This is a genomic window from Campylobacter concisus, assembly GCF_003048835.2.
Classification (GTDB): Bacteria; Campylobacterota; Campylobacteria; order Campylobacterales; family Campylobacteraceae; genus Campylobacter_A; species Campylobacter_A concisus_D.
In genome coordinates this window covers 1,246,456-1,269,358 of record NZ_CP060705.1, presented here as the reverse complement: position 1 = coordinate 1,269,358, position 22,903 = coordinate 1,246,456, and the positions used below count along the sequence as shown (strand labels likewise).

The 22,903-nt window shown below is 40.2% G+C and carries 20 protein-coding genes and 1 pseudogene; 8 read left to right on the top strand and 13 right to left on the bottom strand.

Annotation, left to right across the window (positions count from 1 at the left end; genetic code table 11):
* Positions 1-5 precede the first annotated feature (5 nt).
* The 7 genes from truA to glmU are packed head-to-tail and all read right to left on the bottom strand — an operon-like array spanning position 6 to position 6,381.
* Complete coding sequence (gene truA / locus CVT08_RS06350; RefSeq protein ID WP_107856171.1) at positions 6-737, bottom strand: tRNA pseudouridine(38-40) synthase TruA; 732 nt, start codon at positions 735-737, stop codon at positions 6-8.
* On the bottom strand, positions 737-1,765 hold the full coding sequence (locus CVT08_RS06345) for an LptF/LptG family permease (protein ID WP_002942974.1): 1,029 nt from the start codon (positions 1,763-1,765) through the stop codon (positions 737-739). The genes truA and CVT08_RS06345 overlap by 1 nt, the downstream gene beginning before the upstream one ends.
* On the bottom strand, positions 1,758-2,546 hold the full coding sequence (locus CVT08_RS06340; protein WP_107856170.1) for a prepilin peptidase: 789 nt from the start codon (positions 2,544-2,546) through the stop codon (positions 1,758-1,760). Before CVT08_RS06340 ends, CVT08_RS06345 begins: the two co-directional genes overlap by 8 nt.
* A 7-nt stretch (positions 2,547-2,553) precedes the next feature.
* Entirely contained in the window at positions 2,554-3,225 is a 672-nt protein-coding gene (gene uppS / locus CVT08_RS06335; protein ID WP_107856169.1) for a polyprenyl diphosphate synthase, read from the bottom strand.
* Positions 3,226-3,228: 3 nt separating this feature from the next.
* A complete protein-coding gene (locus tag CVT08_RS06330) occupies positions 3,229-3,915 on the bottom strand; it encodes a hypothetical protein (RefSeq protein WP_107856168.1) in 687 nt (228 codons plus the stop codon).
* On the bottom strand, positions 3,912-5,084 hold the full coding sequence (coaBC, locus tag CVT08_RS06325; protein WP_107856167.1) for a bifunctional phosphopantothenoylcysteine decarboxylase/phosphopantothenate--cysteine ligase CoaBC: 1,173 nt from the start codon (positions 5,082-5,084) through the stop codon (positions 3,912-3,914). The genes CVT08_RS06330 and coaBC overlap by 4 nt, the downstream gene beginning before the upstream one ends.
* Positions 5,071-6,381 (bottom strand): bifunctional UDP-N-acetylglucosamine diphosphorylase/glucosamine-1-phosphate N-acetyltransferase GlmU, encoded by a 1,311-nt coding sequence (gene glmU, locus CVT08_RS06320; RefSeq protein WP_107856166.1) that lies wholly within the window; start codon positions 6,379-6,381, stop codon positions 5,071-5,073. Before glmU ends, coaBC begins: the two co-directional genes overlap by 14 nt.
* Positions 6,382-6,517: 136 nt before the next feature.
* Between glmU and CVT08_RS06315 the strand changes: the two genes are divergently transcribed.
* Genes CVT08_RS06315 through CVT08_RS06280 form a run of 8 tightly spaced genes read left to right on the top strand, consistent with a single transcriptional unit; the run spans position 6,518 to position 15,918 of the window.
* Positions 6,518-7,285: a motility protein A gene (locus tag CVT08_RS06315; protein WP_021086711.1), complete on the top strand. Its 768-nt coding sequence runs from the start codon at positions 6,518-6,520 to the stop codon at positions 7,283-7,285.
* On the top strand, positions 7,285-8,064 hold the full coding sequence (locus CVT08_RS06310) for a flagellar motor protein MotB (RefSeq protein ID WP_004318176.1): 780 nt from the start codon (positions 7,285-7,287) through the stop codon (positions 8,062-8,064). The genes CVT08_RS06315 and CVT08_RS06310 overlap by 1 nt, the downstream gene beginning before the upstream one ends.
* An 11-nt stretch (positions 8,065-8,075) precedes the next feature.
* On the top strand, positions 8,076-8,798 hold the full coding sequence (gene fliP, locus CVT08_RS06305) for a flagellar type III secretion system pore protein FliP (RefSeq protein ID WP_413784343.1): 723 nt from the start codon (positions 8,076-8,078) through the stop codon (positions 8,796-8,798).
* Positions 8,798-10,063, top strand: a complete 1,266-nt coding sequence (locus CVT08_RS06300) for a TolC family protein (RefSeq protein WP_107856164.1) — start codon at positions 8,798-8,800, stop codon at positions 10,061-10,063. The genes fliP and CVT08_RS06300 overlap by 1 nt, the downstream gene beginning before the upstream one ends.
* Positions 10,060-10,803, top strand: a complete 744-nt coding sequence (locus CVT08_RS06295; RefSeq protein ID WP_107856163.1) for an efflux RND transporter periplasmic adaptor subunit — start codon at positions 10,060-10,062, stop codon at positions 10,801-10,803. The genes CVT08_RS06300 and CVT08_RS06295 overlap by 4 nt, the downstream gene beginning before the upstream one ends.
* Positions 10,800-13,826, top strand: coding sequence for an efflux RND transporter permease subunit (locus CVT08_RS06290; protein ID WP_107856162.1), 3,027 nt, complete (start codon positions 10,800-10,802; stop codon positions 13,824-13,826). The genes CVT08_RS06295 and CVT08_RS06290 overlap by 4 nt, the downstream gene beginning before the upstream one ends.
* Positions 13,823-15,058 carry a TolC family protein gene (locus CVT08_RS06285; protein WP_107856161.1) on the top strand — a complete coding sequence of 412 codons (1,236 nt, stop codon included), beginning with the start codon at positions 13,823-13,825 and terminating at the stop codon, positions 15,056-15,058. Before CVT08_RS06290 ends, CVT08_RS06285 begins: the two co-directional genes overlap by 4 nt.
* Positions 15,055-15,918 carry a DMT family transporter gene (locus CVT08_RS06280; protein WP_107856160.1) on the top strand — a complete coding sequence of 288 codons (864 nt, stop codon included), beginning with the start codon at positions 15,055-15,057 and terminating at the stop codon, positions 15,916-15,918. Before CVT08_RS06285 ends, CVT08_RS06280 begins: the two co-directional genes overlap by 4 nt.
* A 71-nt stretch (positions 15,919-15,989) precedes the next feature.
* On the opposite strand, the gene CVT08_RS06275 is transcribed toward CVT08_RS06280, so the two are convergent.
* The 6 genes and pseudogenes from CVT08_RS06275 to CVT08_RS06250 form a co-directional block, all read right to left on the bottom strand.
* Complete coding sequence (locus CVT08_RS06275; protein ID WP_107856159.1) at positions 15,990-16,346, bottom strand: hypothetical protein; 357 nt, start codon at positions 16,344-16,346, stop codon at positions 15,990-15,992.
* 51 nt (positions 16,347-16,397) lie between these two features.
* A complete protein-coding gene (locus tag CVT08_RS06270; protein ID WP_107856158.1) occupies positions 16,398-17,645 on the bottom strand; it encodes a ComEC/Rec2 family competence protein in 1,248 nt (415 codons plus the stop codon).
* Positions 17,646-17,647: 2 nt separating this feature from the next.
* Complete coding sequence (locus CVT08_RS06265) at positions 17,648-19,060, bottom strand: replicative DNA helicase (protein WP_107856157.1); 1,413 nt, start codon at positions 19,058-19,060, stop codon at positions 17,648-17,650.
* Positions 19,061-19,064: 4 nt separating this feature from the next.
* Entirely contained in the window at positions 19,065-20,123 is a 1,059-nt protein-coding gene (gene ispG, locus CVT08_RS06260; RefSeq protein ID WP_107856156.1) for a flavodoxin-dependent (E)-4-hydroxy-3-methylbut-2-enyl-diphosphate synthase, read from the bottom strand.
* 119 nt (positions 20,124-20,242) lie between these two features.
* The gene (locus CVT08_RS06255) at positions 20,243-21,424 is read right to left on the bottom strand and encodes a hypothetical protein (RefSeq protein ID WP_107856155.1); all 1,182 of its coding nucleotides are present in this window, start codon (positions 21,422-21,424) and stop codon (positions 20,243-20,245) included.
* Between the two features lie 8 nt (positions 21,425-21,432).
* Positions 21,433-22,894, bottom strand: a pseudogene (locus tag CVT08_RS06250) (MBOAT family O-acyltransferase).
* Positions 22,895-22,903: the final 9 nt, after the last annotated feature.

Sequence of the window (22,903 nt, the reverse complement as noted above, 5' to 3'; positions counted from 1 at the left end):
TGAGACTAGTTAAATTTATAAAAAACTCTATTTAGATATAGCCCTTCAGCAGGCGCAGGTATGCGAGTTAAAGCAGGACGTCCATTTAGCGAAGCCTTGATGAGCTTACCACCATCTTTTTGCTTTAGCGCTTTTAGTAAATTTGCAACCATGAGGCGTACTTGACCACGCAAAAAGCCATTTGCCTTAAAAACGATGATAGTTTGCTCTTTGCGTGCGTAGCAAAATGCTTGATAAATTTCTCGCACTGGGCTTTTTGTGTCGCTTCCAGTTTTCATATATGCACTAAAATCATGCTCCCCGATAAAATTTCGCAAAATTTCATTTGCTTTTCTGGTATCAAATTTAGGTAAAAACACCTTGTAGTTTGAGCTAAAAACATCAAATTTGCCGTGATCTATCACATATCTATACGACCTTGCCACTGCGTCAAATCTTGCTTGAAAGCTCTCATCCACTAAATTTATGCGTTTTATATGAATGCTTGGGTGTGCGTGGCGGTTTATAAGATCTTTTAGGCGATTTAAGTCTTTAAAGTGATCGCCGCAAACGACGCTTGAGCTTTGGTTGTTTGCGTGCACGCTTTTATCGGTGCGCGAGCTAGAGACCACTCTTTCGAAAATGCCAACGTGAGCTAGGGCGCGCTCTAACTCATCCTCTACGCCGTTTTCATGCGGCTGGGTCTGTGAGCCTTGAAATTTCGAGCCGTCGTAGCTGTAGATTAGCTGAATTTTCATCAGTATCTTCGTGTGATCTTGCCTTTATAAAGCAAGACGCCAGCTAGTAAAAATACGAAAAATATGAGCGGTATTGCAAGCGCTGGCTTCGATGAAAAGAGCATTATGAGCGTAAAATAGCCAAATAAAACGCCAAAAGTGCCAACATAGACCATACCCTTTTCGTATCTATATGTGACGATGCCAAGGCTGATCGCAAAGAGCGTGCTAGCAAGCGGGAAGAGGGCCACTAGGACGTAAGTGCTAAGGTCTTTTCTGCGCTTATCGCTGCTAGCTGCATCCATCCAGTACTCTTTGATGCTGCCAACGTCGCTTATCTCCTCGCTTTGGGCGGTTCTTATCTTCATTGATTTGAAGTTGCTTTGGTGATAAATTTCATCTCTTATGTCATACATTTTGCCCTCGTTTAAAGAGAGCTCTACACTTTGACCCACGTTTATGATCTTTGCGTTTTTGGCGGTTATTAGGCGCTGTGAGTCCTTGACAAATGGGTTAAACATCACGATATCTTTATAGGTTGTGCCATTTTTGTCTTCGCTTTCGCTGCCCACATAGACCATCCAGTCGGAGAATTTTTGTCCAAACTGGGTCGGCTTTAAATTTAGCTTAGCAACCGTCTTTTTATAGTCGATGAAATTTGCATTTAGCTGGGCGGCTATTGGTATCATGACGATGGCAACTACCAGCAAGGCAGCGCTTAAAAGGGCTGAAAAAGCTAAGAAAAATCTTGCGATCTTATTTGGCGAGCCACCAAGTGTAAAGATAACGATACTTTCATTTTCTTTTGATAGCCGAAAAAGCGTCATCGCAAGTGAAACGAAAAACGCGATAGGCACAACAAAGAGCAGCACGCGTGGGAGCATAAATGAGTAGAGTTTAAAGAGCTCGCCAAAGCTGATCTCGATGTATGAAGTGATACGTGCGATCTGGATGAAAAAGACGATCGACATGATCAAAAAAAGAGTACTAAATAGCGATGCAAACGTGCCTAAAAAGTTAAACAAAAGATATTTATTTACTCTACTCATAAATGAACCTTAAAATTTCTAAAATTTGCCCTTCAAAAGCGTAGGTGACAAGCAGTCCCAGGCTTAAAAATGGCACAAAGGCTAGCTCGTAGCCCTTTTTGCGAACGAGCGCATAGACTGGAAGCGTAAGAAGTGCGGCCAGATAGATCGCCACAAGGGCTAGCTTGGCTGGTAAAATGGCTCCGATGATAGCTGCGATAAAGATATCTGCACTTCCCATGGCTTCGCGTTTCATCGCATAGCTCACGACAAATCTTAGCGCCCAAAATATAAATCCAAAAAGGAGTAAATTTAAAATTTGAGCAAAATTTCCTTTAAAGATAAAAAGCAGCAGGGCGTAGCCAAATGCAAAAAATAGCGCTGCAAAAAGGAGCGGATCTGGCACGGCTTTATATCTTATATCTATGACGCTAAGGGCTAGTAGCATGATAAAGCAAAGCCCTAAAAATAGCGCATAAAGCAAGGTTTCTATGCTTAAAATTTCGCCGCACTCTTTAAAAAAGCAGATCAGAAAAAGTATCCCAGAGGCTAGCTCAACTAGCGGATAGATAAGGCTTATCTTTTGCTTGCAAAAGGCGCATTTTCCGCCTAAAAATAGCCATGAAAAAAGTGGAACGTTGTGATAAAAATTTAGCTTGTGAGAGCATTTTGGGCAGTGTGAGGCTGGGAAATTTATGCTTTCATTTCGTGGCAAGCGGTAGATTAGCACATTTGAAAATGACCCCACGCAGATGCCAAAAACAAAAGCAAAAACGGCAAAAAAGATGACTAAAATATTCATTATCTCACTAAACTCCGCCAAATCTTCGCTCTATATCTTTAAATTTAGCAACGATGCTTGCAAGCTCATCCTTGCCAAAGTCTGGCCAAAGTGTCGGCGTGAAAAAGAGCTCCGCATAGCTAGCCTGCCAGAGCATGAAATTTGAAAGCCTGCTCTCGCCGCCGGTTCTAATGAGAAGATCGACTGGCTCACTCTCATCAAGTGCCGCATTTAAGCTCGCTTCATTTATCTGGGCACCTTCTAAATTTAGCTTTTTTATGGCTCTTATTATCTCATCTTTTGAGCCATAGTTTATCGCTAAATTTAAAAGCAAATTTGTATTTTCTCTTGTTGCATTTTTGGTGATCTCTATCTCATTTTTTAGCTCATCGCTAAATGGCGAGATGTCGCCGATCGTGTTAAATTTGATCCCATTTTTTATAAAATCATCACGCTTTAAAAGAAGAAATTTTTTAAGTAAATTCATCAAAAAATCAACCTCTTTTTGCGGTCTTTTCCAGTTTTCGGTGCTAAATGCGTAAAGGCTTAAAATTTTTACCTCATTGTTGATGCAAAATTCGCACATATCGCTTACCACATTTGCTCCGGCCTCGTGTCCATTTGTCCGCAAAAATCCACGCTTTTTCGCCCAGCGTCCGTTACCGTCCATGATGATAGCGAGGTGGTTAAGTTTGTTCAATATCTAGCCTTTAAAGTCAATTATCTGCTCTTTTTTACTCCAAAGAGCGCTTACGTTTTGCACCAAAACTGACGTGTCAAATTCGCTTTTTAGCAAGCTTGCGACGTTGCTAAATGGAGTTGCGATCTCATATAAATTTTCATCTTTAAATTTAAAAATAAGCGGCGCAAAATTTGAAAAAACAAGAAAAACTCTCATCTCACTTGCCTCTTTTTTAAGCTGGAAAATGCCGTTTGTGCCGCTATACACAAAGGGTATATGTACGACGTTTTCTTGCAGAGCAAAGAGCATTTTTGCCAGCACTCTCATCTCATCTTTTGTTTTAACTTCGCTTAAGTTTTTAAATAAATAGCTGTAAAGCCACGATAAATTTTCGTTTTTTACCAAATTTTCTATCAAATTTAGCCCATCAGCCAAAACGTCCTCATCTAAAATTTTTGGTTTTTCATATAAATTTTTTATGACGATGTTTTCGCCCTGACTATGCACCTCGCCCCAATATCTAGAGCCGACGTTTAGCTCTTTTACGCTTTTTGTGTTTAAATTTCTATTTGCGAAATTTAAGATGTATCTATTAAAGCCGACCTTTTGGCTCACCAAAATGCTAAGCGGCAGGGACGAATTTATCGCTACTAGCGGAGCTTGGCTGTTTTTTGCTATCTTTTGGACGCGTGAGATCTGCTCTATCATAAATTTGCTGCTAGCTCCACTATGTGCCCTGCGATCTCATCTTTTGAGGCAAGTGGCAGCAAAATTTCATCATCTTTTGTGATGAAATTTACCTCGTTTTGCTCGCTTGCAAAGCCATTTTTCTCGCCCATTACGTTTAAGCAAACTGCGTCAAGCGCTTTTTTCTCTAGCATTGATCTAGCGCTTTTAAGAGCGTTTTGGCTTGATAGCTCGAGCTTAAATCCGATCTTTTTACATTTAAACTCTTTTAAGCTTTGCAAAATATCGATATTTTTGTTTAGGCTTAAATTTAAAACTTCGCCAACGTCCTCTTTTTTTATCTTACCTTGAGCCTTTGTCGGTATGAAATCACTCACAGCAGCGCACATTACAAGTAAATTTGCGTCCTCACACTCGCTCTTGCAAAGCTCTAAAAGCTCGATACTTGAGCTAAATTTAAGGCTAAGAAACGGCTCACCACTAGTTTCAAAGCTAGCAAGCAGTTTTACCTCTGCACCTGTGTAGTAAAAGGCTCTAGCCAAGGCTCTTGCCATCTTGCCGCTTGAGAAATTTGTGATAGCTCTTACATCATCTATCTTTTCAGTTGTTGCGCCACCAGTTATCACTACTTTTTTGCCTGCGAAAAGTGGCTTGCTAAGCCTTTTAATGGCAGCTTCTACTATCACTTCAGGACTTGCAAGACCGCCCTTACCAACGTCGCCACAAGCTAGAGTTTTAAGTACTGGCTCAACCACTAAAACGCCGTTTTTCTTTAAAATTTCAAGTGAATTTTGCGTTGCAAAATGCTCGATCATATTGTTATTTGCAGCTGGGGCAACGACCAAAGGCACGTGCGAGGCGGCGATTAGCGTTTGCATAAAGACATTGTCGCAGATACCAGCTGTTAGCTTATTTATCGTATTTACCGAGGCAGGTGCTATGAGGACTAGATCCATTTTGGAGTAGGCTATGTGATTTACGCCGTCTTGCCAGTTTTGCGTTTGTGAGCTTAAAATTTTATGCTCGCTTAGCGCCTCAAAGCCGCTTATACTGCAAAATTCAAGCGCTCCGTCACTTAAAGCCACATAAACATCAGCACCTTTCTTTTTAAGCAGCGATAAAATTTCAAATGCCTTGTAAAAGGCGATACTGCCGCAAACGGCAAGTAAAATTTTCTTATTTTTTAACATCGTCTTTGCCAAAGAATTTCTCAAAAAAGCCGCTTTTATTCTCTTGACGACCTCTGCTGATAGCTAGAGCGCCGCTCTCAACGTCTTTTGTGATGGTGCTGCCAGCTGCGATGATGACGTTATCAGCGATGTTTACAGGGGCAACTAGCTGCGTATCTGAGCCAACAAAGACGTTTTTGCCGATTTTGGTTTTGTATTTTGCCTTGCCGTCGTAGTTGCATGTGATCGTGCCACAACCGATATTTGTGCCACTTTCTATCTCGCAGTCGCCAAGATAGCTTAGATGTCCTGCTTTTACGCCATTTAAGACGCCTTTTTTAACCTCTACGAAATTTCCTATGTGTGTGTCAGAAATTTCAGAATTTGGCCTTATATGAGCTAGTGGGCCGATGTCTGAGTTTTTGATGACGCTACTTTCGATCACTGATGAGCTTTTGATGATACTCTCAGAGATAACGCACGCACCAAGGATGCTTACGTTTTCTTCGAGCACGCACTCGCCTTCAAATTTAGCCCTGCTGTCTATAAAAATGCTCTCAGGCATGCGCATCAAAACGCCAGCTTTCATCAAATTTTGCTTTATCTCATCTTGCATGATCTTTTCAGCGATGCTTAGCTGAAATTTATCATTTATACCCATGAAATTTTGCTCATTAACATTTACTGCAACGCACTTTAAACCCTTTTCATTTGCTATTTTTATGGCGTCAGTTAGATAGTACTCTTTTTGTGCGTTTTGGTTGTTTATGAGCGGTAAAATTTGCTCTAACACCTCGCGTTTAAAGCAGTAACAGCCAGCATTTACGCTCTTTATAGCAAGTTGAGCTTCGCTCGCATCTTTTTGCTCGACGATGGCTTCAACTTTACCATTTTTTATGATAACCCTGCCGTAGCCAAAAGGATTTGCCGCTTCAAATGAGCTCATAACCACGTCTGCTTCGGCATTTGCTAGACGCATAAGGTCAGTTGATCTAACAAGTGGCATGTCGCCGCAAGTGACAAGCACCTTTTCACCGCTTAAATTTACGCCTTTTATAGCGCCAGCTGTGCCTGGGAAATTTGCTAGATCTTGCTCGAAAATTTTAGTTTGAGGGAAAATTTCTTTTATCTTTTTGCTAATTAACTCTTTTTCGTAGTGAAGCACGACGCTAACGTCATTTGTGATCGCATAAGCTTGCTTTAAGATGTGAATGATCATTGGCTCGCCGCATAGCTCAAATAGGACTTTTGGGCGTTTTGATTTCATTCTGGTACCAAGACCAGCGGCTAGGATTATGATTGAAGTATTATTGTTCATTTTTAAGCCTTTTAACGTTAAAAATTTCGCAGATTGTAGCAAAAAATGGCAAACATTTTTTTTAATTTAACGATTGTTTCAACAAAAAGCTAATAAAATAGCAATTCTTAAGAATTTATAAATAAAGCGAGTTTAAATGGATTTAGGAACCGTCGTCGGCTGGGTTTTGACCCTAGTGCTTTTGTTTGGATCAATGGCGATAGGCGTTGGTATAGGGCCATACATCGATATCCCTTCTGTGATGATCGTTTTTGGTGGTACTATCGGCGTTATGATGGTTGGCTTCAAGATGGAGACGCTTAAAGGTATCGGTAAATTTTATGGTGTCGCAGTTAAGCCATCAGTTGTTGTAAATTTACCTGAGACTATAAAAAAAGTAGTTGATTACTCAACCAAAGCTAGGCGAGATGGCATTTTGGCACTTGAGAGCGAAGTAAATAACGAGACAAATCAGTTTTTAAAAAAAGGGCTTTCAATGGCAGTTGATGGCAATGAGCCAGACGCGATAAGAGCGCTTTTAGAGATCGACATCGATCAAACTAGCACAAGGCATGCAAATAACATCAAAATTTTCGAGCAAGTAGGCGGTTTTGCAGGTGCGATGGGTATGATCGGAACGCTCATTGGCCTTGTTGCGATGCTTCTTAACATGTCAGATCCTAGTGCGATCGGTCCATCTATGGCGGTTGCCTTGCTTACGACACTTTATGGTGCGATGATAGGTAACATCATCGGCTCGCCTGTTGCAAACATCCTCTCGATCCGCGATGCTGATGAGGCACTTGAGAAGCAAGTCATTTTAGAGGGGATCATGGCGATACAAGCAGGGGATAACCCAAGAACGCTTGAAGCTAAGCTCTTAGCATTTTTACCTCCAAAAGATAGAAAAAGTCAGTTTGAATAATGGGTAAGTTAATAAAGCCAGAAGAGTGCCCAAAGTGCATGCCTGAGTGGCTGGCTGCCTTTGGCGACCTTATGTCGCTCCTACTTTGCTTCTTTGTTTTGCTCCTTTCTATGGCGACGATGGATGCTAAAAAGATGGAGGCTGCTGTTGGCTCGCTAGCTGGTGCGCTAAGTGTGCTAGAGGGTGGCGCAAGACCAGATAGTCAGGTAGAAAAAGAGACAGATCCTGAAAGCAGACGCACTCCAAAACCAAAAGCTCAAAAAGGCGCTCAAAATGAGGTCACTTCGACTGTTAAAAAGATAAATGAGCTACTAACGGCTAGTGGAGCACCTGAGATCACGATGGAGGAGAGCGAGGATGGCTTTATCGTTAGGCTTCCAGCTGCGATGCTCTTTGACAAAGATAGTGCTGAAATTTCTGGCGAGGATGCGAAGCTCTTTTTAAAGCGAATAGGTATGATCATAGCCAAAATGCCAAATGAGGTAAAAACAGATATCATCGGATACACTGATAATACAAATCCAAGTAAAGACTCTATATATAAAAATAACTGGCAGCTCTCTACTGCAAGGGCGCTAAGCGTGCTTGAAGAGCTAGTTAGCGATGGCGTACCACAAGAGAGGCTTATCACTTCTGGCAGAGCCTCTTTTGATCCGATCGCTAGCAACAGCACAGACGAGGGCAGAGCTAAAAACAATAGAGTGGAAATTCACTTCGTCTCGCTCGAGCCAAAAAATAAAGAGGCTACTAAGAAAAGTATCCTTGATACGAGGAATTAGTCGTGAAAGCACTGCTTAGTTTAGCGGTTTTGTTTTGTGTAGTTTTTGGCGCTGATCCTGCGCTACCAACTATAAATTTAAGCCTAAATTCACCGCAAAATGCTGAGCAGCTTGTAAATTCTCTAAATGTTTTACTAATCCTCACTGCTCTTGCACTCGCTCCTTCACTCATCTTTATGATGACTAGCTTTTTGCGCCTTGTCATTGTCTTTTCATTTTTGCGTCAAGCGATGGGTACGCAGCAAGTGCCGCCTTCAATGGTGCTCATCTCGCTTGCGATGGTGCTTACATTTTTTATCATGGAGCCAGTCGGGCAAAGAAGCTACGATGAGGGCATAAAGCCTTATATAGCCGAGCAGATAGGCTATGAGGAGATGCTTGATAAGAGCTTAAAGCCGTTTAAAGAATTTATGGTTAAAAACACTAGAGAGAAGGATCTGGCATTATTTTTTAGGATAAGAAATTTGCAAAATCCAGCAAATATTGAGGATATCCCGCTAAGCATCGCTATGTCAGCCTTTATGATAAGCGAGCTAAAGACATCTTTTGAGATAGCCTTTTTGCTTTACCTGCCGTTTTTGGTCATAGACATGGTCGTAAGCTCCGTTTTGATGGCGATGGGTATGATGATGCTCCCTCCTGTCATGATCTCGCTGCCATTTAAACTACTCATCTTCGTGCTAGTTGATGGCTGGAATTTGCTAATAGGAAATTTAGTAAAGAGCTTTCACTGATGAAAAAAATTTTATTAGCACTTTTGCCTTTGGCACTGCTTGGATCAAATTTGAGCGAGATAGCAAACAAAGCCACTCAAAACGAAATTTCAAAGATCAAAGAGCTTGAGTTAAAAAGAGCAAATTTAAATAGCGAGGCTACCACTAGTGCCTATTTGCCAAGTCTTAGTTTAGAGGGCTCATACGGCAAAAACGCAAGCACCTTCCCAAGCATCGTCGCTAAAGAGTCAGCTGGCGTGCTGGCAAGGATCGATTTTTTACTATACGACGGTGGGGCGAGAGAGGCTAGGTTAAAGATGAACCAGCTTTTAAAAAATAAAGCCGCCATCGCAAGTGATGAAGCTAAAAATTACCTTGCCTTTAAGGCTGTAAATTTATACTTTAATGCCTGCGCGCTTGAAAATATAATAGCTGCCAAAAACGCTCAGGCAAATTTCTTAAAAGGTGTTTTAGATAAGCTTGAAAAGGCAAATAAAGCCGGTCTTGCTGCAAAAGACGAGCTAGAAAATGTGCGGGCAAAATACCACTTGGCAAACAGCGTGGAGCTTGAGTATAAAAACAAAATGGAGCAAATTTTAAATGAGATAAATTTGCTAACAGGCGAGCAAATCGCGCCTACGAGCGGAGCAAAAATGGCTGAGATTGGCTCAAATTTAGCTTCAAAAAACGCTGAGCTTGATAGGCTAAGTCAAGATATATCTTTAAGCGAAGCTAAGCTTAGCGAGACAAGAGCTGGCTTTTTGCCTCAAATTTCGCTTTATGACACCTATGGATTTTACAAAAACAACTACGACATCGACCTTGGCAAGTATAGCGCGTATCGCCCATATCTTGATAAATATCTAAAAGAAGATACGCACGGCAATAAATTTGGCGTTAGCTTTAGGTGGAAAATTTTTGACTTTTTTGCAACTAGCAAGATGAGCCAAGCTAGCAAGATCGCGCTTGATGAAGCGAGGCTAAATTTAGAGTATAAAAGGCGTGAAAACGAGACAAAACTTAAAAATTTACAAAACGAGATCGCCACACTTAACTCAAAGATCACCTCGCTAAATGAGTATGTAAAGGCGAGTGATCTAGCACTTAGAGCAAGCTTTGAGAAGTATAACTCTGGGCTTTTGGGATATAGCGACCTACTTGAAGCACTTTCTCAGAAATTTGACGCCATTAGCCTTTTTGAAGGGGCGAAAGATGAGCTGGAGATAAAAAAGGCGGAGTATTTTTTTGAGAGCGGAGAGAGCATTTTAGAGAGGATTAGGGATTGAAAAAGCTGATAATTTTAATGATATTTTGCATTTTTTCATTTGCAAGGGAGGAGATTTTTGCTGATTTTGAAGTCTATGCTAAGCAAAGCTCAAAGCTTGCATTTGAGAGCAGCGGTAAGGTAGATAAAATTTTTGTAGATGTCTCAAGTCACGTTAAAAAGGGCGATACTTTAGCTAGTCTTGATCAAACAAGCCTAGAGATCGCTCTAAAAAAGGCAAAAAACGACCTAGCGCTTGCCAAAAATGCCAAAGAATTTGCTAAAAGCACTTTTAATAAATTTAGCCAAGTAAAGGATGTCACTTCAAAGCAAGAATTTGACGAGGTAAAGTATAAATTTGATGAGGCAGCTCTTAGGGTAGAGAGTGCCCAGATCGCCATTTTAAACGCAGATGATCATCTTAAAAAGGCCGTTTTAAAAGCTCCTTTTGATGGCGTCATAGCTAGTAAAAATGTCGAGCTTGGCGAGAGTGCTTCGCCGCTTCAGCCAGCCTTTGTCTTAAACTCTGAGGAGGCTAAAATTTTAATAGCGATTGATGAAAAATACGCAAATTTAGTAAAAATAGGCGATATGTTTAAATTTAAGCTTGACGCAACAAGTGAAGAAAAAGAGGTTAAAATCGCGCTCATTCATCCAGAGATAAAAAGAGAGACTAGGAAATTTTACGCCGAAGCATACGATGTGGGGATGAAGCCAGGCATGTTTGGTCAAGGAAAAGTTATAATCGGCGAAAATAAATGATAAAAACAGCCATAAACCGCCCCATAACTACGCTTATGATATTTTTAAGTCTCGTTGTCTTTGGCACCTACTCGCTAAAGACGATGAATGTAAATTTATACCCGCAAGTAAATATCCCAATCGTTAAGATCACGACCTACGCAAACGGCGATATGAACTATATAAAAACCAAGATCACGCAAAAGATCGAGGACGAGGTCTCGAGCATCGAGGGGATAAAAAAGCTTTATTCAACGAGCTTTGACAACCTAAGCGTGATTACTATCGAATTTGAGCTAAACAAAGACCTGGAGGGCGCTACAAACGATGTCCGCGACAAGATGCAAAAGGCGAGACTTGGCGCAAACTACGAGATAGAAAAGCTAAATGGCCTCTCTTCAGCCGTCTTTAGCCTCTTTATCACAAGGCTTGATGGCAACGAAACTAGGCTCATGCAAGAGATCGATGACGTGGCAAAGCCATTTTTAGAGCGCATAAGCGGCGTTTCAAAGGTCAAGACAAATGGCTTTTTGGAGCCAGCGGTGAAAATTTTGCTAGATAGATTTAAGCTTGATAAAAACGCCCTTAGTGCAAATGAAGTGGCAAATTTGATAAAGGTTGAAAATTTAAAAGCACCGCTTGGCAAGATAGAAAATGAGCAGATCCAAATGGCGATCAAGTCAAATTTTAGCGCCAAAAGCATAGATGAGATAAGAAATTTAACGATCAAACAAGGGGTCTTTTTAAAAGATATCGCAAGTGTTGATCTTGCTTACAAAGACGCAAACGAAGCAGCGATAATGGATAAAAAAAGTGGCGTCTTGCTTGGTCTTGAGCTCGCTCCAGACGCAAACGCACTAACGGTTATCGCTCTAGCTAAGTCAAAGCTAGATCAGTTTAAAAGCCTGCTTGGCAGCGAATACGACGTAAAAATAGCCTACGATAAGAGCGAAGTGATACAAAAGCACATCGATCAAACCGCCTTTGATATGATCCTTGGCGTCTTGCTAACCATCGTGATCGTATATCTGTTTTTAAGAAATTTCTCGATCACCATCATCTCAGTCGTGGCGATACCAACTAGCATCGTGGCGACATTTTTCATCATAAATGCCCTAGGCTACGACATCAACCGCTTAAGCCTTATAGCACTTACGCTTGGTATTGGAATTTTTATCGACGATGCGATAGTCGTCACTGAAAACATCGCTAGCCGGCTAAAAGATGAGCCAAATGCCCTAAAGGCAAGCTTTGCAGGTATAAAAGAGATAGCATTTAGCGTCTTTGCGATCTCGCTCGTGCTGCTTTGCGTCTTTGTGCCTATCGCCTTTATGAGCGGTATCGTTGGTAAATACTTTAACTCATTTGCGATGAGCGTAGCAGCTGGCATCGTCATCTCGTTTTTTGTGAGTATATTTCTTGTGCCAACGCTTAGTGCTAGGTTTGTAGATGCTAAGGAGAGCAAATTTTATATAAAGAGCGAGCCATTTTTTGAAGCGCTTGAAAATTTCTATGAAAAGCTTTTAACCTTAGCGCTTAAATTTAAGCTCATATTTTTAGCCATAACGCTTGTGGTCGTTGTTTGCTCGTTTGGGCTGGCTAAATTTGTAGGTGGCGACTTCATGCCAAGCGAGGATAACTCGGAGTTTAACATCTACTTTAAGCTTGACCCATCACTTAGCCTGCAAGCTAGCAAAGAGAGGCTAAAAGATAAAATTTCACTCATAAACGCCGATCCTCAGGTAGCTTACGCCTACTTCATCCTTGGCTACACAGATGCCAAGCAGCCTTATCTTGTAAAAGCTTACGTTAGGCTAAAGGAGCTAAAAGATAGAGCTAATCATGAGCGGCAAAACGTCATCATGCAGAGGTTTCGTGACAAGCTAAAAAGTGACGATATGAGTGTCATTGTGGCCGACTTGCCAGTTGTTGAAGGTGGCGATGTGCAGCCAGTTAAGCTTACTATCACATCTGAAAATGGCAAAGATCTAGAGAAATTTGTACCAAAGATCAGCAAGATGCTAAAAGAGATAAATGACGCAACAGACGTGAACTCGCCCGAAGAAGATCTGCTAAAGCGCGTGCAAATCTCTATCGATGAAGATAAGGCAAAAAGGCTAAATTTAGATAAAGCCAGCATTGCAAGTGCCGTTTATAGCGCATTTAGCCAGAATGAGGTCTCTGTTTTTGAAAACGAAAATGGCAAAGAGTATGAGCTTTACATGCGTCTTGATGATAAATTTAGAAGCGATACAAATGATATCTTAAAGACCAAGATAAGAAGCAATGAGGGCTTTTTTGTCACACTTGGCGATGTGGCGACGATTAGTTTTGAGCAAAAGCCAGCTAGTATTTCAAGGTTTAATAGAGCCGATGAGATCAAATTTCTAGCAAATACAAAAAACAACGCTCCGCTAAATAACGTGGCAAATGAAATTTCAAAGAAGCTTGATGAAATTTTGCCAGCAAATTTCAAGTATAAATTTCTTGGTTTTATCGAGCTGATGGACGATACGAACGCTTCTTTTATCTTTACAGTGAGCGCTAGTGCGGTGCTTATTTACATGGTGCTTGCTGCGCTTTATGAGAGCTTTTTACTGCCATTTCTAATCATGCTAGCCATGCCGCTTGCCTTTTGTGGCGTGGTGATCGGACTTTTTATAAGCGGCAATCCATTTAGCCTATTTGTCATGGTTGGCGTCATCTTGCTCTTTGGCATGGTCGGTAAAAATGCCATTTTGGTGGTTGATTTTGCAAATCACTTTGCAAATAGCGGCATAGAGGCAAACGAAGCTGTGAAAATGGCTGCTAAAAAGCGCTTAAGGGCTGTTTTGATGACCACTTTTGCGATGATATTTGCCATGCTGCCTCTTGCGCTTGGCAGAGGCGCTGGCTTTGAAGCCAACTCGCCTATGGCTATAAGCATCATCTTTGGGCTCATTAGCTCGACCTTGCTAAGCCTACTTGTTGTGCCAGTGCTATTTGCTTGGGTCTATAATCTTGATAAATTTATAAGAAAATTTTATGAAAGGGAGAGAATTTGAAGAAGATTTTGGCTGTTTTGCTCTTTGCTTTGCCTCTTTGGGCTGGAAATTTACTAGAGATCATCGCTCTGGCGCAAAGTGCGAAGCTTGAGAGTTTGAAAGAATTTAATAAAAACGAATATATAAATAAAAATAAGAGCAACAAGCTAAATTTATCCCTTGATGGCAGATATACCTTTGTGCCTGACGAGCTAAAGGGCGGGTATATGACAAAGGCTGGATCGATCACGGCAAAGGTCGAGTATCTCATCTTTGACGGCGGTGCGAGTGAGGCTTCGGATAAAATTTTAGACCACAAGGGCGTGGAGAAAATTTACAAAGATGAAGAACTTATGAATCTCACTGCTTTTCAGGTCGCAAAGGTCTATTTTAACGCTGTTGCACTAAATTCTCTTATAAATTTAGAGACAAAATTTGTAGATAGCTTTGCCAAGGCTGCGGCTGAAAATGAGTTTTGGTTTGAGTATGGCTGGATAGATAAGAGTGAGTTTGATGCGATAAATTTCACTCTTAATAAAAAAAGAGCCGAGCTAGACGAGCTTGGGCTTAAGCTAGCCGAGCTAAACTCAAGGATAAATTTACTCTCAAACGGCGAGATCGGCTTTAATGCTGGCTCAAAGATAGTGATGCCTGATTTTAGCAAGGATGATCTAAGCGCTAAGCTTGGGGCGATGGAGCAAGAAAAATATATAAAAGAGCAAGAAAATGAGAAGCAAAAGAGCAAATTTGCTCCAAAAATTTACTTAAAAGATACGCAAAGTGTGAATAATAACAGCTTTAAAAAAGGCGAGAGGACGACTTCGCAGATGGCTGAGGCATACGCTGATGCGAACAAGCCTAGAGTGGAGTTTGAGTGGAAGCTGCCAGATAGCCTAAGCCTTAGCAAGCAAAGCCAAACTAAGCGCATAGAGGAGCAAAAGGCCGCACTTGATCTAAGTGATGAAGAAAACAGGATAATGGCTAGGCTAAAGGATCTAAGAGGTGTGATAGAGGGCTTAAGTGCTAGGCTAAATTTAGACTCGCTAAAGCAAGATAACCTTGATAGCGACTTTAATGACCTGCTAAATGGCTATCTTAGCGGCAAGGTAAAATTTGAGCAGTTTTTATTTGTGAGCGAGAAAAATTTTAGCGACAGGGCAAATTTTATCCTAAATGGCGATCTGCTCGAGCTAAACAAGCTTGAATACTTTTTTGAGTGCGCAAGAAATATAAATGAGGTGGTGATAGAATGAATAAACTGATCTTCGTGACCATTTTATGGGCGTTTAGCTTTAGCTTGATAGGCGAGTTTTTAGCGGGCAAAGTAGATAGCTACCTAGCCGTTTTTGTGCGCGTGACGCTTGCAAGCCTAGTTTTTTTGCCATTTACTAAATTCCGCGGGATAAATCCAAAGCTCGCCCTTGGCATAATGGCGATTGGAGCGGTGCAAATAGGGCTTATGTATCTTTGCTACTACAACTCATTTTTGTATCTAAGCGTGCCAGAAGTCGCACTTTTTACTATTTTTACGCCATTTTATGTGACGCTCATATATGACGCATTTAGCTTTAAATTTAGACCACTTTATCTCTTTAGCGTTGGCGTGGCTGTCTTTGGAGCGCTTATCATCAAGTATGGCGCGATAAATGAGGGTGTGCTAAAGGGCTTTTTGCTGGTGCAAGGGGCAAATATCTGCTTTGGAGCAGGACAGAGTGCCTATAAGGCGCTTTTGGAGAAGTTTGAAGTTGATCAAAAAAAGGTCTTTGGCTACTTTCACTTTGGAGCGTTTTTTGTCGCTGTCATAGCGCTCATAACCCTTGGCAATCCAGCTAAATTTCATGTAGATCTAACCCAAACTTTGGTGCTTTTATGGCTTGGCGTAGTCGCTAGCGGACTGGGATATTTTATGTGGAACAAGGGGGCTTGCGAGGTCGATAGCGGCGTGCTTGCCATCATGAATAACGCCCTCATACCAGCTGCTATCATCGTAAATTTACTCTTTTGGCAAAAGGACGCCAACCTAACAAGGCTCATTTTAGGAGCTGCGATAATGTATATCTCGCTAATAATTCACAATAAAATCATGAAATTTTACGGCGTAAAGGCCGCGTGAGGTTAAATTTAAGATCAAATTTGAGTTATTTAAGCTAAGTAGAGAATTTTAAAGCATTAAATTTGATCTACCTAAGCGCCTTGCATCTTTACAAGCTGGGCGTTTAGCTGCATTATCTGAGCAAAGATAGCTCCCTTTTTACTCTGAAGCGAAGCAACCAGCTCTTTTGCGTATGGATTTTTGCTCGCACTTGCCTGTTTTATCGCGCTATCAATCTCTTTTAGCTGTTTTTGCAGTTTTTCTAACTGCTTTTTTATGACATCGGCGCTACTCTCGCTCTCATTATTTGCCTCGCTAGCTAAATTTGAAGCGTCGTGTAAAATTTCGCTCTTATCTAGTTTTGGCAAATTTTTGCTTTTTAAATTTTCGTCGTCAGTAGCTGTAGAGCCGTTTTTATTTAAATTTATAAAATTTGAGTTTATCTGCATCGCCTCGCCTTTAAATTTAAAAGCATATCGGCAAATTTAAATAAATTTTGACTACGAAAAATTTAGCAAAAAAATCAAAAACGATGCCACGCCAAAGAGTGGTGGCAAAAGTGCTGCTGGCTTAAATTTAACGCATAAAAGCGTGATGGCGTTATAAAGTAAAAAGACAAATGTGCTTATGTGAAGATTGCCTGAGCTTAGTCTAAAAGCTAGCATTTTGCTTAAAATTTCATCAAAAATGCCGCCATATCCAAAGAGGTGAAGTAAAAAGCTTAGCGGATAAAATATGCTAAATATGTAGTTTAAAGCTAGCACGCTAAGCTGCAAGAGGCTAATGAACGGGAAAAAGTAAAGCACCGCAACCTCCATTGCAAAAAAGACATATAAATTTAAAAGTAGCGAGTTCGCGAGCAGGCTAAATTTGGGCGCAAAATACAAAAGATAGACGAAGATATAAAAGACGCCAAGGCATGAAAAATAAAAGCCAACATTAAAAAGAAGCTGTGGAAATAGGGCGACGCTAAATAAGATAACGCCAAAAAGTGTATAGAAATTTAAGATCTTTATCTTTTTACAGATCATGTAAAAGCCAGCCACGCTCATCAAAAATGCCCGCAAAAAGCTTGCTATAAAGCTGATCATATAAAAATAGAAACAAAGCACCAAAAATACGGCGATAGAGATGTCAAAGATATATGAGCGATATGGCATATATCTTGTGTAGATGGGCTTAAAAATGAGCTTTAAAAGAAAAAAGCAAACCGCGCTTATAACGCCAAGGTGATAGCCACTAATGGCGATGAGGTGCGCCACGCCCCAGTTTGAGACGTCATCTCTTAGCTCGCCAAAGACGTTTGTGCCAAGAAAGAGCGCTGAGAAAAGCTGCGAAATTTTAGCGTTTTCGTGCTGGCTTGAGATGAAATTTATAGCTCTTTGCCTTAGGCTCTCATCTCTTTTGATAACGGCTCTATCGTAGCTAGGCATATAAAATGTGCCAGAAAGATAGTTTTTGAAACTAACGTCTATTGGCTGAACGCTAAGCACCACGATGTCATAAAGTGCGATCTCATCTTTTTTAGAAGCGGTTGTGTAAAAGCTAAAATTTGAGGTGTCAATCCTAATGATTTGACGCTTTTTGCCGTTTTTCTCTTTGGTGAAATTTACGCTTACTTTGCCTGTGATATCTTGCTCGCCAAGCTCCATAAATGCGCTGTATTCATGAAATTTGATAGATAAATTTATACAAAAAATAAATAGGCAAAGCAGGAGAAAATAAAATACACGCCTGCTTTTTGGCAAATTTACTCTTTAAATTCAGTTGATTGCACTGGTGTGGTGGCGATATCGCAAAAGCGCGAGTATTGCTTTTGAAAGAGCACGTCGATAGATCCCACTTCGCCGTTTCTGTTTTTGCCAACGATGATCTCTGCGTTTTCTTGAAGCTTGTTAAAAACATGCTCGCTTTGATAAGGTTTGCCCTCGGCTGCTGCCTTGCTCTTTTTCTCGTTCTCCTCTTGCTCCAGATAGACCTCGTGCCTATAGACAAAAAGGATGATGTCGGCGTCTTGCTCGATCGCGCCTGACTCTCTTAGATCGCTTAGCATAGGTCGCTTGTTCGCACGTGCTTCAAGGCCGCGGTTTAGCTGCGAAAGTGCGATGATAGGCATATCTAGCTCGCGCGCTAGAAGCTTTAAGCCACGAGAAATTTCAGCTATTTGTATGTGGCGGTCGGCGAAGTTATTTGTGCTCATCATAAGGCCGATGTAGTCGATGACACAGAGTGAAATTTCAGGATGAGCTGACTTTAGCTTGCGAAGCTGTGTCCTTACTTGGTGGATATTTACGTAGCCACTATCATGCACAAAGAGCTTGGCGTGCGAAAATTCGCTGCATGCGTGGCTAAAGTGAGCAAGCTTCTCATCGTCAAGGCTCGCTGTCATTATCTCTTGAAGTGGGATCGAGGTCTTGTCAGCTAGCATCCTCATCATGATCTGCTCTGCTGGCATCTCAAGTGAGAAAAAGACGACGCCTGCGCCACTTTTTAAAACGTGCCCCATGAAATTTAGACAAAGCGTCGTTTTACCCATGCCAGGGCGCGCTGCGATGATGATGAGGTCGCCATTTTTAAAGCCTTTTATCATCTCATTTAGCTTTTTAAAGCCGGTGTTTAGTCCGATGATATCGCGCTCGTTTAGGGCAGCTTGCTTTTGCATATGCACGATCAAGCTTTTTATGATATCTTCGCTATCTCTGATACTGCCAGTGCCGCTGCCATCGACTAGCGAGTAAAACTCCTGACTTAGCTCATCGACCATATCGCGGCTAGCTTTGTCTTCATTTACCTTGCTTGGGATGTCGTGGGCGATCTTAACTAGGCTTCGTTTTATCGACTTTTCTTTTAGCTCGTTTGCATATCTTTGGATGTCGATGATCGAGTTTGTGGCTAAAATGCTCGCCATGACGTTGTCATCGTAGTTTTCGCCAAGCTTATTTTTGATAAATGTCGATGCGATAGGCACGTCACCGTTTAGACAATCAACCATCGCTTTGTAAATTTGAGCGTGAGCTTTTAGGTAAAAGTCCCCAGTCTTTATCGTGTCAAAAATTTCGCCCAAAGCGTCGTTATTTGCGATGATCGAGCTTAGTATGGCTCGCTCCATATCAAGGTCGTAAAGGTTGCTAAATTCTATCTCGTTAAGTCTCTCTTTTGCCACTGCTTTATCCTCTGCTTTTTATCTCGTCGTCGATCTCTTGTAAAAATCTATCCACAAGCTCGCTCTCAGGCAGCCTTGCGACCACTTCGCCGTGGCGCATGATCATGCCATTTCCCTTGCCAAATGCTATGGCTACGTCTGCGCCTTTTGCCTCGCCGATCGCATTTACCACGCAGCCCATCACTGAGACGTTTAGCGGCTCTTTTATCCCTTTTGTCTTTTCTTCTACGAGCTTTACTGCTGCCATGAGATCAGCTTGCAAACGCCCACAAGTTGGGCATGAGATGATGTTTAGCCCCTCTTTTTGGCGGCCACTATCTTTTAAGATCGCCTTTGCGACTTTGATCTCCTCTTCAAGCTCGCCTGTGATGCTAACTCTCATCGTATCGCCGATGCCCTCAAGTAGTAACCCTCCAAGTGCGATGGCTGATTTTATGGTAGCGTGAAACGCCGTGCCAGCCTCCGTTACGCCTAGATGAAATGGGTAGTTTGTCTTTGGACGAAGCGCTCTATATGCTTGCATAGTGCGCTCGACGTCGCTTGATTTGAGCGAAATTTTAATGTCCGTAAAGTCAAAATCCTCAAGAAGCTTGATGTTGTATAATGCACTCTCCACCATAGCCTCCACCGTGCGGCCGTAGCGGTCTTCAAACTGCTTTTCAAGCGAGCCAGAATTTACGCCTATGCGGATGGGTAAGTTTCGCTGCTTGCAGGCATCAACGACTGCTTTTATGTTTTTAGTTGAGCCGATGTTGCCGGGGTTTATGCGGATAGCATCGACAAATTCGCTAACGATGAGCGCATAGGTGTGGTTAAAATGAATGTCTGCAACGACTGGGATGGGTGAGCTTGCGACGATCTGCTTTAGCGCGCTGGCGTCCTCTTTGTCAAAAACTGCGCAGCGCACGATGTCACAGCCTGCAAAATATAGCCTTTGTATCTGCTCTAGCGTGCCTTTTATGTCCTTTGTCTTTGAAAATGTCATCGACTGCACGGAGATCGGTGCGTCACCGCCTATTAAAACATCGCGAATTTTTATCTGTTTTGTCGGGTATCGTTGCAAAATTTTGCCTTTAAATTTTATTGGGGATTATATAAAATCTTGGCTTTTAAATAAATTTGTTAAAAATAGTTATAAATATTTTTGTTATATGCCAGCAACATAATCTAGTGTGTAAATTTTTATTTTACACATCCCAGCTCTAAAAAATCTCTTTCTTTATATATTTTATATTTTGTCTTGTCGAAAATAGTTAGAGTTTTTCCTGCATTTTCACTAATTGATTTGTTGATTAATTCTATATTTAAGTATTTTGATAGGCTTGAGTTTTGATCATACATCTTTTTTAATATCCTTTGATAGGCCACATCACCACCATGAAAACCATCAACAAATTCGCAACTGTCCTTATAATAATCTCTCATGTCGTGAAAGTCATAATTTTCTATATCCGTGTCTTTTACGAGTTTTCTAAATTCAGAAACATAGTTATATTTATCGCCAAGACTATTCATCTTTTCAACAACTTCGTTTGCTAAAGGCGGTATAAAGAGTATTAATTTTATATCATTATCTTTTGCAAATTTTATAATCTCATTGAAAATTTCAACCCTCTCTTTAGAGATGTGGTTAGCGTATTCAAATCTAGAATCGCTACTTTTTACTCTTTTTAAAGTATCTGAAAATTTTATATCTGAATTTTTTTCATCTCCTAAAATAAAACTAGTATACTGGTAAGAACCATCTTTTCTAAAGCCATTTGAGTATTTAAGGGATCTTAGTCCTATGTTTTGGTAGTTTGTTATGTCATTTTTGTCTTTTAAGATGTATTTAAAAATATCAAGGTCAATTTCTCTTTTTAGGATTATGGATAGTGTTTGGTTAATTTTTGCTTTTATATCAATTTCTGTTTTATTTAAGTAATTAAAAACTCTTGGTTGATAAAGTTTTTCATTAAACCACCAAAAGTCTAAACCTAAAATTATGATTTCTGGCTTATAGATTTTTTTCATTTCTTGTAAAAATAAATATCCTTCGTTTAGATGATGCATTGCTCCGCCAGTTGTAATAAAACTTGTATTAAAACTTTCTTCTCTAAATTGCATAACTCTTGATGAGCCTAGTGCTATAATTTTTGGCTTAATGTTTTTGATTAGCTCTAATTTGTATTGAAACATATCTAAGTTCAAGTAGTTATATATTGCATTTTTTTCTAATTGAAATTTTGTAGCTTCTTGTAGTGACAAATCTTCTTTTGCTTTAAGTAATATTTTATATACAAAAAAAGAAGGTATTGATACTAAAAAAAATGCAATAATAAATGTAAAAAATATAATGATTGAAAATTTTTTGTTTGTTAGCATTTAAAATCCTAAAAATTAAAATATAGAAATTCTGTTTTTACAGCGATCATTGAGTAAAAGGATAATAATAAAATCAATATAAGATATATGACGTTTAAGTAGCTTGGTCTAAATATGGCTGTTTTCTCTACAGAGTTTTTGAAAAGCAAGATTAAAACAAAACCAGATGCAATATATAGGAAAGTATATCTATCCCCTTCAATGCTGGCTATAAAATCACCAAAACTTACACTAAAAGATTTTAAAAACCCAAGCTTTGCTAATAAAAAATTTGGTAAAACAATACCACTAAGCCCAAACATACCTTTTAGCACTTTTAAAGCATCGTCCCAATTTTTTGCCCTAAAAAAGACCCAAGCAATATTTATAAAGTTAAATGTTATAAACCAAGCCAAAATTTTATTCATCTTAAAGCCAAGCTCACTCCAAATTCTATGAATAACCAAGGCAACTCCATGTAAAAATCCCCAAAAAACAAATGTCCAGCCAGCCCCATGCCATATACCACCTATTATAAAGGTTGCCATTAAATTTGCGTATGTTCGTAGCCCACCTTTGCGGTTACCACCTAGCGGGATATAGATATAGTCTCTTAAAAACCTGCTTAGCGTTATGTGCCATCTGCGCCAAAAGTCTTGAATGTTTAAGGCTTTATAAGGTGAGTTAAAGTTTATCGGAAGCTTAATGTTAAAAAGAAGTGCTGCGCCGATAGCCATATCGCAGTATCCGCTAAAGTCAAAGTAGAGCTGAAATGTATAACTTAGGCTAGTCGCCCATGCTTCAAATAAATTTAAGACAGTCGCCTTGTCAAAACCATTTGTTGCCCAAACAGCAAAACTATCAGCGATAACCACCTTTTTAAAAAGACCTATCGAAAATATAAATAGACCAAGTGCTATATTTTTATAGTTGATTATTTTATTTCTAGTATTTGCAAACTGCGGCATCATCTCTTTGTGATGCACGATCGGACCAGCGATTAGTTGTGGGAAAAAGGTAACAAATAAGCAGTAGTTTAAAAAGTCATACTGCTTCGTACCCCCCCCCCGTAGCACTATCGACCAAATAGGCTATTTGCTGAAAGGTAAAAAATGATATCGCAAGAGGTAGTAGCAAATTTAAATGAGGTATCTGGGTGTTAAAGATAAAATTTAGATTGCTTATAAAAAAGTCTGAATATTTAAAATATCCAAGCAGCATCAAATTTGCTGCGATGCCCAGTATAAGAATAAATTTTTTAGAAATTTTACTATTTTCTTTGTTTAGTTCCACTCCAAAGCAGTAGTTAAATACCATTGAGCCTAAGATTAGCGGTAGATAAATGACATTCCACCAGCTATAAAAAAATAGAGATGATAGAACCAAGAAGCCTTTTGCTACTTCTGTAAGACGCTTTTTATTTAGGTAAAAGTATATAAAAAATGTAAATGGCAAGAATAAAAATATAAATTCGTAAGAGTTAAAAAGCATTGATGCATC

Coding starts and splice junctions, on each gene's coding strand:
- truA (WP_107856171.1), bottom strand. CDS start 737: ATGAAAATTCAGCTAATCTACAGCTACGACGGCTCGAAATTTCAAGGC.
- CVT08_RS06345 (WP_002942974.1), bottom strand. CDS start 1,765: ATGAGTAGAGTAAATAAATATCTTTTGTTTAACTTTTTAGGCACGTTT.
- CVT08_RS06340 (WP_107856170.1), bottom strand. CDS start 2,546: ATGAATATTTTAGTCATCTTTTTTGCCGTTTTTGCTTTTGTTTTTGGC.
- CVT08_RS06330 (WP_107856168.1), bottom strand. CDS start 3,915: ATGATAGAGCAGATCTCACGCGTCCAAAAGATAGCAAAAAACAGCCAA.
- coaBC (WP_107856167.1), bottom strand. CDS start 5,084: ATGTTAAAAAATAAGAAAATTTTACTTGCCGTTTGCGGCAGTATCGCC.
- glmU (WP_107856166.1), bottom strand. CDS start 6,381: ATGAACAATAATACTTCAATCATAATCCTAGCCGCTGGTCTTGGTACC.
- CVT08_RS06315 (WP_021086711.1), top strand. CDS start 6,518: ATGGATTTAGGAACCGTCGTCGGCTGGGTTTTGACCCTAGTGCTTTTG.
- CVT08_RS06310 (WP_004318176.1), top strand. CDS start 7,285: ATGGGTAAGTTAATAAAGCCAGAAGAGTGCCCAAAGTGCATGCCTGAG.
- CVT08_RS06300 (WP_107856164.1), top strand. CDS start 8,798: ATGAAAAAAATTTTATTAGCACTTTTGCCTTTGGCACTGCTTGGATCA.
- CVT08_RS06290 (WP_107856162.1), top strand. CDS start 10,800: ATGATAAAAACAGCCATAAACCGCCCCATAACTACGCTTATGATATTT.
- CVT08_RS06280 (WP_107856160.1), top strand. CDS start 15,055: ATGAATAAACTGATCTTCGTGACCATTTTATGGGCGTTTAGCTTTAGC.
- CVT08_RS06275 (WP_107856159.1), bottom strand. CDS start 16,346: ATGCAGATAAACTCAAATTTTATAAATTTAAATAAAAACGGCTCTACA.
- CVT08_RS06255 (WP_107856155.1), bottom strand. CDS start 21,424: ATGCTAACAAACAAAAAATTTTCAATCATTATATTTTTTACATTTATT.